We start from the raw sequence: 11786 nt of genomic DNA on the forward strand, positions 1-11786 counted from the left end.
AAGGTCATGATAGTAATCGACGATATATTGGAAAAAATTGTTTCAAAGGAAATAGAGAAGAAAGAAGCTTTAAGATTCTTTGAAGAATTACCCGAAGAAGAGAAAAGTTATTTGGTTTCTAAACTAAAAACGCATTTATCAAATAATGCTAACTCGGTTGAGAATAACTTTTCTGAAAAAAAAGATAATACACTTAAAGCGGTGACCGAGCTTCAGTTAAATGAAGAACATAAGAGATTCATTGATCAAATGGCTCAGAAACTGGAAAAAATTGCATCAAAATCCAAAGAAAATGCATCCGAGTGTCAGACATATTTTGTAGATCAAAGAAGAACCGGAGGATTGAAAAAAGCGTTAAAACGTTTACAATTTCATCTAACATATAGCAAGGGTGATGGAGCATACCTTTATGATATTGATGGCAATAAATATATTGATATTGCTAGTGATAATGGAGTTAACTTATTTGGTCATCAACCAGACTTTATAAAAGAAGCTATCTCAAAACGGTTGGATAAGGGATATCCTTTGGTAGGGTATACAGAAGAGCTCTCTCAGGCAACCAAACTTTTTAGTGAACTTACAGGCCATGAAAGAGTGCTCTTTACACAATCTGGTACAGAGGCAGTTATGTGGGCAGTAAGGATTGCTCGTGCAGCTACTCAAAAGAAAAAAATAGTAATTTTTGAAGGAGCCTATCATGGATTATCTGATACAGTACTTGCAGCCAAAGATCAGTTTGGCAATAGTATAGCAATGGGACTGGGAATGGTGCAGGAATTTGCCGATGAGCTTATTGTTCTGGATTATGGAAACATGGGCGATCTGGATATTATAGAAGATAGAGCACACGAAATTGCCGGGATTCTGGTAGAACCCGTACAATCGAGAAATCCAAGTAATCAGCCTGTTGAATTCCTAAAGGAGGTACGCAAGTTAACTCTTGAAAAAAATATCCTATTAATAATGGACGAAATGATTACAGGATTTAGGGCTTCTAGTAGTGGAGTACAGGGACTTTGGAAGATTAAAGGAGACCTTGCTACCTATGGAAAAGTTCCGGCAGGAGGAATGCCTTCTGGAATGATCGCAGGATTTACTAAATACATGAATTATGTAGACGGAGGATCATTTGACTATGATGATGATTCGATGCCCAGTGTTAAAAAAGCACTTATGGCTGGCACGCATACAAGAAACCCAATTAAACTAGCTGCAACACTAGCAATACTCATCGAATTTAAAAAAAGGTGTTCAACTTCAGAAAACAAAACTGGTGAGTCGAATTCTGACTTCTTACAGGAATTGAATGAAAAGACCAGACTCATGTGCGAAGAACTGAATTCTTTTTTTAAGATTAAAAATGTACCATTAATAATCGAGTATTTCAGCTCATTATTTAGATTTAAATTTCTTGATGATCCCAATGGAGTAGTAAAAGAGTTAGTTTTTGTTTTGATGAGAATAAATGGTGTTGAAACCAGCCCTTCAGGCAACTGTTTTTTAACATTAGCGCACTCTGATAAGGATATTAAATCTATTATAAGAGTTGTAAAAAAAAGTATTGATACGCTATTGAAACAAAACTTCTTTTATATATCTGATAATATTGAAGAAGATGAAATAGTAGAAGATATTCTACCAGTAGCAGCTGTCATTCAAGACAGAAGAAACGATCCCGAACAAGGGATCAAAAAAAATGATCAAATGGAAAAATTAAGAAAATTAATTATATCCGATTTGAATAATTTTCAAGAAAAAGGAGTAACAATATGACAGTAGCAATAACTCAAAATGTTTTACAAGAGATCATAACGATCTTTGAAACCACACTACGACTCCCTGCAGGGAAATTAGATCCTAATGCTAATTTCGAGGATTTTGGTATTGACTCCATTATCTCAATGGAATTGATCAATAAAATATCCCGTAAGTTTAACATTACACTATCCCCTTCAAAATTCGTAAATGTAAACACAACTCAAGAACTTGCTGATTTACTGGAAGAGGAAATAATCAGTGTCAAAACGGATGATATAGACAATGTGCCTGAGACAAATAATTCACCAGAAATACAGATAAAATCAGCAATCAAAAGTCCGACAACCGAAAAAAACATCAACTCAAATTCTACAAGAGATCGAACATCTCGAGGTAGAAGATCTGTTAAAGAATCTTATCATAAATTATTACATTTTATAGATCAAAAATATAAGATAGATCTGTCACACCGTTCGTTTAGATCGATTGATGAAATAGTTGATGTTTTGTTATCTCATCATAGTGATGATTTGATGCAGTATTACAACAATTTGGATCAAAGTAATGAGAACGATTTCAATGGAAAGGAAAAACAGATGCCTATTGCAAATGTGACAGCTAAACCATCATCCCAAAACTGCGATATAGCTATTGTTGGTCTTAGTTGTAATTTTCCCGATGCACCTAATATTCAGACATTTTGGGAAAACCTGGTTGATGGTAAAAATAGCATCAACGAAATTTCGAAATCAAGATGGAATTGGGAAGATTATTATCAAGAATCAGTCTCCTCAGGAAAGACTATCTCTAAATGGGGGGCAATGATCAATGACATTGATTGTTTTGATCCTAAATTTTTTGACCTTGACCCAGAAGAAGCAATGCTGATGGATCCTCAAGAGAGGTTACTGATACAAGAAGTCTATAAAGCATTTCAAGATGCAGGAGTAGCACCTAAAAAATTAGCCGGGTCCGATACAGCTATATATGTTGCTTATGAGTATTCAGAATATGAAAATTATCTAAGAAAAAACATAGATAAAATACCAGTAGGTAAATACGGACCTGTTTTCAGCTCTTCAAGCCCTACATATTATCTGGCAAACAGACTTTCGTTTTTATTTGATTTTTATGGACCTAGTGAGTCTATAAATGTTAACTGTGCAGGATCTGCAGTAGCAATTAATAGAGCCTATTACTCATTACTAAATAATGAATGTAGTACTGCAGTTGTAGGAGGTGTATCTTTAAATTTATTTGAAGATGATTACATCTCATTATCACAATATGGTATGTTATCACCTACAGGAACATGTGGAGTCTTTGATGATGAAGCTAATGGTTTTACCAGAGGAGAAGGAGTAGCAGCCGTTGTTCTAAAAAGATTGGATGACGCCAAAAAAGATAATAACAGAATTTATGGTGTTATCAAAACCAGTCATCAGAATAATAGAGGTAATGCCAGGTTTTTGTCGGAAGTAAAACATGAAGCGATTACCAATGTTATAACTAATTGCTATCAAAAGGCTTCAATAGCTCCAGAATCAATAAACTACATCGAAGTTGATGGGTATGCGACAAAATGGGGAGATTCTTTTGAATATGAGGGAATTAAAAATGTATTTAGAGAACATAAGTCAAAAGAAAAAGAATGCGCTTTAGGTAGTGTAAAAGGAAATATAGGAAATCTGGAGGCTGTTAGTGGATTGGCTAGTTTTATTAAACTGGCACTTTCACTATATCACAAAAAGTTTCCGATGACCATATCAGGAAAAAAGATAAACACCTTTCTAGATATTGATAACCCCTCTCATCCTTTATACATAGCTAATAAAGAGTTACCTTTTGATATATTACGTGAGCATAATGATACTCCAATTAGGGCAGGGCTTAATTCTTTTGCAGATAGTGGAGTTAATTTGCATATTGTTTTAGAGGAATATCCTATTAAAGCGCCGGTATCCAAAATAGAAACTACAACGGCATCTCAGTTATTTGTTCTTTCTGCAAAAGATGATGAACGTTTGGATGAGTATGTTGATAACTATATTGATTATTTATCTAATAGTAAGATTGATTCATCTTTCGAAGATTTGATTTATACGCTACAGGTAGGTCGTGATGCCATGGATGAAAGATTGTCTATAGTTGTCTCCTCTCACACAGATTTACTTGAAAAGTTGATCATGATCAAAAATTCGGGTAAGGAAACATCATTGGAAAAGGAAGGAATCTTTTACGGAAATATCAATCGTAATAAAGAAAACGGAATTATCAAAATCTTAACAAAAGATATGATAAGTACTATGGTTGAGCAAAGTCTAAAGGCTGCAAAGTGGGAGCAGCTTGCACAACTTTGGACCAGCGGTCTTCATATAGATTGGACCATGGTTTGGAAAAACAAAAAAGTACACCTAGTATCTTTACCAGATTATCCTTTTGCCAAAGAAAGATATTGGGTTGAAATAGATGATATAGAAAAATTAGATTCTAAAGAAAAACCGCCAGTATCAAAGAGTATAAAAAATAATGAGATTCGGGTAATTAACGAAAATCCTGTACAGGCAGAGTGGTTCTTTTTCAGGTCTGATAACGGTGTGGAGAGTAACCTTATGAAACCCACCGAAAAAATAGAGCTTTTCCTGAAACATGAAATAGCCTTGCAAATAAAAAAACCAATAGAAAAAATATCTGAAGATAAGAACTTCCTAGACTTAGGAATGAACTCTATTGGACTAATAACCATGATTGCACAAATCAATGATTTATTAGAAATTAATATATCACCCGCTATTCTATTTAATAATTCAGAAATCAAAACCCTTACTCAGTATGTAGTAGAGAACCACTTGGAAAAAGTTGAAAAGATACAAGCCACAAATGATAGGGAGTATAGAGATAAAAGTATAAATGAAAAAGAATCAAAATCTAACGGGGTAGCACCTAGTCTTATACGTAAAACATTGGTACCTATGCAAGTAAAAGGTAAGAAACGACCTGTTTTTGCAGTTCCGGGTGCAGATGGAAATATAATAACCTTGCAACACCTTATTTCAGCATTAGGAATAAAACAACCATTCTATGGTTTAGAACCGGTAGGGATTACAAAAGAAAATACTACTCTTGATAGTGTAGAAGCTATAGCTAAAGCCAATATAGAAGCAATTAAAGAAGTACAGTCTACTGGTCCATACCGTTTACTGGGGTTTTCTAATGGCGGTACAATTGCCTACGAAATGGCTAGGATTTTATTGGATCAAAAAGAAACGATAGAAGCTTTAATACTTGTGGATTGTATGTCTCCTACAATAGCAGGTGGTCATATGATTGATGATTTAGTAGAAGGGATTAAATCTATTTTCATTAACGCATCTGGTCAGAATGTGATCTTGGATGCAGAGCAATTAAAGCAGGTTCCTGAAAACGAAATTGTTGATTATATATATGACAACGTTAAGAATCTAGGATTTAATTTTCCGAAAGAACAATTGGCGACAAGTATCTACACCACAATTGCAAATGATAAATATTGTCGCGCTTATACGCCTTTAAAATTACCAGAAGAAATAGAAATATTGCTTTTTAAAGCCACAGATGGTTATATGGATGCATATCAAAATGCTCCAGAAGATTACGGTTGGAATGCATTAGTACATAAGCCGATCCTTATCCATCCTATTGAAGCTAATCACTTTTCAATTATCGATAAGAATAATAGTAAAAAGATTGCTAGAAAAATAAATGCTTTTTTCAATAAGACTACATCAAAAAAATCTACCGTAAAGCAAAAAGTACTTCAAAAACACTAATAAATTAATAACAGATAGTGTATGATTAACAGCCTATACCAGTAGAAATTAAGCTCTATTGGATTACTGTTTAAACATGTAATAAACCTTATTATGAGCAAGAACCCAAAATCCAAAACAAATTTTTTCGAAAATGTTACGCAAATGGTTCGGAAAAAAAGACTGATTATCTGGTTAGCTTTTGTAGCTATTACAATATTTACATTTTTGGGAATACCAAAGACCAAATTTGACATGACTATTGAAGGGTGGTTTCCAGAAAATGATGAGGTTTTAGTAGCCATGGATAAGTTTAAAGCAGAATTTGGAAGCAATGAAGGAGTATACATAGCGTATAAGCCTTTAGATGGAGATGTGTTTTCTACTAAATCTTTAGAGGTAGTAAAGAAAATTCGTGAGGATATTCTCCATACGAAATATAATAAAGATTCAACAGCACTAAAACATATTGTTAAAGTTAATACACTCGTTAATGCTTCTCTTTTAACAGCAGAAGGTGATGTATTGGTTTCCCGAAAATTGGTGGGGGATAATGTTCCGACCAAACAGGAAGATATCGAAGAGATTCGTAAGCTAGCACAATCTCAAAAGTCTTTTCCATTACTTTTCTTTTCAAAAGATATGAAGTATGGAGGAATACTTATCGAAACCGATTTTGGGACTGAGTTACTAGAAGAGGAACTACCTATCGTTACAGATGAAGAACTTGTTGAAGACGCTCTGGAAATGGATGAAATGGTCATTGCCGATATGAGTGAAATTAAAAAAAGTGAAGAAAGAATCCGTTTCAAACGTGCAGACTTAAGTGAACTGGTTCCTTTAATGGAGGAAATCAATACTATTTTAGATAAACCGGAGTATAAAAGTCACCTAGAATATTATGCAGTGGGAAATGCTCCTCTGGCCTATGAGCAGCAAGCTATAGCTATTAAAGAAGCAGGCCCAATTTATTTAGGACTTTTATTGATAATATCTATCCTGTTATGGTTTTTTATCCGTTCATTTAGTGCGGTGGCCTGGTCGCTTTTAATAGTTATAATAAGTGCTGTCTGGACTGTTGGTTTGGCAGGTTGGTTAGGGGTAGAAGTAACAGTTTTTCTAATGCTAACAATTATGCTGATCTTAACTGTTGGAGTATGTGATGCTGCACATATATTTTCGGGCTATGTATATTTCAGAAATCAGGGAAATGATCGAAAAACAGCAATACAAAAAGTTTTTGCATCAACTAATAAAGCAATTGTATTGACGGCATTTACTAATATAATAGGTATGTTGGCTTGTTTTCTGATTCCAATTCCCCGTATTCAGGTTTTTGGTATTATGTCTGCGGCAGGTGTAGCTTTTGCCTGTATCCTTACCATCTTCTTTTTGCCCCTATTATTAGATGTATGGGCTCCTGGAAGGGAAAATACACAACGAAAAAAGAAATTTAAGTTATCGACAGGTAAGTATCTACCTAATTTTTCCATGTTTTTACAAAAAAGATTAAATAGTGTACCGTCGATAGTGCAAAAGAATCCCATTAGTATTATTGTGTTATTTCTACTAGTGTTAGGAATAAATATTTATGGTGTAACTGTACTTAAAATAGATACTAATATTGCTAATCAATTTGTCGAAGGTAGCCCTTATAGGGAATCTGCAGATATTATCGACGAGAAAATGATGGGAAGTCTAAATATGGAAATTTATCTGGACTTATCTAAAGCAAACGCATTTGAAAATCCATTTGTCCTGAATACAATTGATAAACTGCAACGCAAGTTAGAAACCAAATATAATGATGTAGTTGTTAGGACATCATCTTTGGTAGAAGTTGTAAAAAAGGCTAATAAAACATTGAATGAAGAAAAAGAAGAGATGTATACCATTCCTGACCATCAAAACGCTTTATCCCAAACCCTTTTTCTTTTTAACCTGGCAAACCCAGAAGATCGTAGAAAACAAGTTTCTGATAATTATAGTAAATCTCATATTTCTGTGCAATTATACAATGTTGGTTCTCTTAAATATCTAAAAGTATACGAAGGCATGCAAAAGGATATTGATGAAGCAGTAACCATGCTCAAACAACAATATCCCGATACAAAAGTATCCATAACAGGCGCACTTCCTATGAATATGAGATTTGTACAGGTTATTGCCAGTAATGGATTGCAGGACATTATTATGGTTTTGATTGCGGTAACCATAGTCTTGATTTTCGTTTTTGGATCTATACAGGGAGGTTTGATAGCAATTATTCCAAACCTTATCCCATCCATGTTAACTTTAGGATTATTGGGATTAACAGGACGTTCTGTAGATATAGATATCCTGTTATTACTTCCGGTGGTAGTTGGTATTTCTGTAGACGATACCGTACATTTTATCAGTCATTATCGTGATAAGCTAATGATAGAAGGAGATGTTAAAAAAGCTTTGTATCATACGATAAAAGAAGTTGGTCAAGCAGTTACTTTTACAAGTTTAATTTTAGGATTAGGCTTTGGGATACTATCCTTTTCGGCGATGGAGGGAACTGCAAATGTTGGAAAATTTGGTTCAATCGCGATTTTTTCAGCTTTGATGTGTGATCTTTTCTTATTACCTGCTTTGATCTTGGTTTTTAAACCAAAATTTCAAAAGAAAGGAAAGCCAAAATTTCAAAGAAAAATGGTAGTGCAAAAATAATTCTAAGCAAAGTCATAAAAGGTAAAATATCCTCTTCCAATACTTTCGGCAATTACATCGATTTTCCTTTTCCTTATGGCTTTTGCTTAAAGAGGCGAGTGATCAACGACGTCTCACTTGTATAGTTGTGGTTTAATTATCAGGAACAAAGGTTATTTGACCATATAAATTAGTATTAAAATTTTTTTCAACCTAAATAAATAAATAATGAAAAAAAAACAGATTGTTTTATTGGTTGTTATGGCCGTTTTGATATCGTCATTTTCAAAAAAGATATTGCCAACTCAGTCAGCAAAAGATATCATGACAAAGGTGCAAAAGGTAGCTAAAGAATCCTTTAATACATCAGTTCAGAGAATAAAATTGGCTACCTGTAAATACACTGTATCTAATAAAAGGATTGTGTGTACTGAAGAAGCAAGAAATAAATTGCTGGAAAGTGTTGCAAAAAATTATGGAGAAAACCATCGGGATAGCCGATCAGTTTCTATTATAATTGAACCTAAAAAAGAACAGGGAGTAGGTATGTTAACTTATGAATATGGTGAGCTTGGTAAGGATAATGATAGCTGGATCTACTTGCCAGAATTGAGTAAAGTTAAACGTTTGGCATCAAGCAGTGATAGTAATGATAGTAGCGGAAGTTTTTTCGGATCAGAATTCTCACTTGAAGATATGGAAGACCTGAAAATTGATGAATATAACTACAAAATTTTAAAGGAAGAAAACTATAAAGGGCGCGAAGTATGGGTTATTGAGTATACTCCCACAATAGAAAGGGCAAAAAAATCAAAGTATAGTAAAACAATATCATGGATAGATAAAGAAAGATATATTAGTTTAAAAAAGAACTTATACGTTCGGGGAGATCATTACAAACAATTGACGATGTCAAAGATTGAAAAAATAGATGGCGTATGGATCGCAAGGCGATTAACGATGAATAATCTTAGCACTCGTACAATAAGTATAATGAATATGATTTCGGTAGCCTTTGATCAAGAAATTTTGGACGATTTTTTAACTACAAGGACTTTGGAGGATTTTACGTTTAGAGAACGTAACTTAATCAAACTTCGCAATAATTTGAAATAGGATATAATTATTCGATACACAAAAAAGCTTCACAAAAGAAACGATCGTAAACTTTAGAATGTAGGGTGAGATCGCCAAACCATTTGGTGTAAAAGTTTGATAATCATAAGTGAAATGGGTATCAATAATAGATAATTATCATTGTGCAGAATCATGATTTATCAACATTTTATAGTTATCAATTCACTACAAACTCACAGAAACTTTATAAGGAATAGTACATATGAAATATTCAAACAATGAGGAGCATTTTGATGCTATTGTCGTAGGTTCAGGAACTTGCGGTGCTACAATTGCAAAAGAGTTAAGCAAACAAAATAAAAAAGTCTTAATCTTGGAACGAGGAGGCAATGCACCTCTTAAAGAATCCATTATGGGATATGCCAAAATTTCTAACGAAGTACGTGTTGCAGATAAACTGAAAGATTTAAGAGCTTTTACTACCGGAGGCACAACAGCTATGTATCTTGCTGTAGCAGACCTGCCACCCATAGAAACTTTCAAGAATTTAGGAATTGATCTTACAGAAGATCTCGAACAAGTACGTAAAGAATTACCAGTCGCCGAGATTTCGGATGGATTTATTGGTAGTCAGGCAAAAAGATTGGGTGAGAGTGCCATAGAATTAGGTTACAACTGGAAAAAGAAATTGATGTTGGTAGATCAGTCAAAATTCAATCATAAAAATTATTATGAAGTAAAATGGAAAGCCAGAACCTATGTAGAAGATGCGATTAGAAATGGAGCAGTTTTGGTTAACCAGGCCATTGTTTCTAAGGCAATTCTTGATCATAAAAAGGCTATTGGTGTTGAGTACCAAATTGGCCGAAAAAAGAAGGTGTTTAAAGCATATGGAGAAAAAATAATTCTCGCTGCAGGTTCACTGGCTTCTCCTATTATTCTTAAAAATAGTGGAGTCAAAAATGTAGTGAATCAAGGTTTTTACATCAATCCAAGTATTGGTCTTATAGGAAAGGTTCCGGACCTTTCATCTGCAGAAAACTTTTGCGGTTGTATGGGAGCAAAGCTAGATAATGATATCGAATTGATGGATGCTAATTTTCATCGCTTCCTATTCAATGTAGGGATGCTCGTCTCTGGTAAACCTTTACGCATAGCCTCATATCCAAAACATATTGGGATAACAGTTAAGGTCAAAGAACCCGTTGGAGGTAGACTTACCGAAAGTGGAAAGTATCATAAGGAGCTGACAAGTAATGATCACCAGAAATTAGAGAAAGGAATGGAAGCAGCTAATGAAATATTAAAAAATGCCGGAGCCAGAAAAATCTTTAAAACCGACCTTATATCTGGAGGAGCTCTGGGAACCATAAAAATAAAAGAGCATATCGATGAGAAACTTCAGACAGAGTATAGCAATTTGTACGTCTGTGATGGCTCTGTACTACCCGAAAACGAAAGAATAACACCAACTCTTACGCTTGTTTGTCTGGCCAAATACCTAGCCAGAAACTTGATAGCTTCTTAAAAAAATAAGTAACCAACTAAACAATCTCAAAACTAGCAAAAGCTAACGGTTTTGAATTATAACACAAAAACAATAAATATTATGGAACATTCTGAAAAAAATAAGACCAACGGTTTTTTATTGGCCTTAACACTTTTAAGTATTGCGGTAGGAGTTGCTGCTCCTTTTGTATGGAATAGATTTATAGATGGACAATTAGGGGGTATAACCTTAATTTTGGTTGAAGTACTATTACTAATATTTATTTTGGTCTCAGCTCATTCTCTATGGAAAAATTCGGGCTCTGGCCAATGGAAAATGAAATCAGATAAGAAAGGAATGGTAGTGTATACCTTAAAAGTTCCGGGAGAAACTTGGTTAAAAATTAAAATAGTAGGAAGACTTAGAGCCAGATTAGCTAGCATTTTAACGCTTATGCGAAACCCTGATGCTGCAAAAGATGTTGGTATGTTTGATTCATACTATATAAACGGATCAGACCCAAACTTGGTTGGATCTGATCCAAAACTAGTGTATTATACCTTTAAACAGAAGCTTTTTCCTCCTTTCAAACATAGAGAATTTGTGGTTAAATCAGAGTTTTCACAAGACCCTGTTAGTAAAGAAATGAAGTTTAATTTTGTAGCTGCTCCAGATAAACTACCTGTTAATAAGCGCTGTCATCGGGTGACAAAAATGCATAATAGATGGCGATACACTCCTTTAAAGAATGGAGAAGTAGAATATGAATTTGTATACGATGCAGTTGACCCAGGAGGATACTTTCCTTATGCATTGGCAAACTGGTTAATCCCTAGTATGCTGCCTTATGCATTTGCAAAAATGCCCAAAATATTAGATAAAGAAAAATACCGTAATGCTGAAGTAGATTATGTTCGGGAAGTTGACCAACCTGAAGAAATGATGATATAAAAATCGGATATAACTTCTTTATTTAATTTCTTGCTACAGTAGAT

The 11786-nt window shown here is 34.1% G+C and carries 6 protein-coding genes; all 6 read left to right on the top strand.

Translation table 11 applies throughout. The features are described from left to right. Positions 1-6: 6 nt before the first annotated feature. The 6 genes from DK441_RS14010 (at position 7) to DK441_RS14035 (ending at position 11742) form a co-directional block, all read left to right on the top strand. A complete protein-coding gene (locus DK441_RS14010) occupies positions 7-1776 on the top strand; it encodes an aminotransferase class III-fold pyridoxal phosphate-dependent enzyme (RefSeq protein WP_109851282.1) in 1770 nt (589 codons plus the stop codon). Continuing rightward, positions 1773-5570: a beta-ketoacyl synthase N-terminal-like domain-containing protein gene (locus DK441_RS14015; protein WP_109851283.1), complete on the top strand. Its 3798-nt coding sequence runs from the start codon at positions 1773-1775 to the stop codon at positions 5568-5570. The genes DK441_RS14010 and DK441_RS14015 overlap by 4 nt, the downstream gene beginning before the upstream one ends. Positions 5571-5663: 93 nt before the next feature. Continuing rightward, positions 5664-8246, top strand: a complete 2583-nt coding sequence (locus DK441_RS14020; protein WP_109851284.1) for an RND family transporter — start codon at positions 5664-5666, stop codon at positions 8244-8246. Between the two features lie 207 nt (positions 8247-8453). Next, positions 8454-9341: an outer membrane lipoprotein-sorting protein gene (locus DK441_RS14025; RefSeq protein ID WP_109851285.1), complete on the top strand. Its 888-nt coding sequence runs from the start codon at positions 8454-8456 to the stop codon at positions 9339-9341. 223 nt (positions 9342-9564) lie between these two features. Continuing rightward, positions 9565-10830 (top strand): GMC family oxidoreductase N-terminal domain-containing protein, encoded by a 1266-nt coding sequence (locus DK441_RS14030; RefSeq protein WP_109851286.1) that lies wholly within the window; start codon positions 9565-9567, stop codon positions 10828-10830. Positions 10831-10911: 81 nt separating this feature from the next. Next, the gene (locus DK441_RS14035; protein WP_109851287.1) at positions 10912-11742 is read left to right on the top strand and encodes a hypothetical protein; all 831 of its coding nucleotides are present in this window, start codon (positions 10912-10914) and stop codon (positions 11740-11742) included. The last annotated feature ends 44 nt before the right edge of the window (positions 11743-11786 follow it).

Source organism: Aquimarina sp. AU58 (genome assembly GCF_900312745.1).
GTDB lineage: Bacteria > Bacteroidota > Bacteroidia > Flavobacteriales > Flavobacteriaceae > Aquimarina > Aquimarina spinulae.